Genomic DNA, 252 nt, shown 5'->3' with positions numbered 1-252 from the left:
AGGACAATTTCAGCGTATGCCAAATATCTTTTCCCTTTCGCGGCAGCCTTTATCCCATTCATAAGTTTCAAGTTATTCATCTGCCCCTTAATTCGCTGTCTAAGGTTCAACGCGCGGCCCACATAGAAAACGTCACTTAAACCACCATACACTCTATAGTAGATATACACACCACCTTTTTTTGGCACAACATCCAGATCTGGAACATAGGGATAGGAACGTAAAAACTGAGGTTCATGCCAGAATAGACTC

General features: G+C 42.5%; 1 protein-coding gene. It reads right to left on the bottom strand.

The annotated features are described in order from the left end of the window. The coding region (locus SB765_RS31940; RefSeq protein ID WP_410932799.1) for a hypothetical protein at positions 1-252 on the bottom strand (252 nt) is incomplete at both ends.

This window comes from Pseudomonas sp. SIMBA_067 (genome assembly GCF_046534675.1).
Lineage (GTDB): Bacteria > Pseudomonadota > Gammaproteobacteria > Pseudomonadales > Pseudomonadaceae > Aquipseudomonas > Aquipseudomonas putida.
The sequence above is the reverse complement of the archived record's forward strand: the minus strand, read 5'-3'. Positions and strand labels throughout refer to the sequence as shown.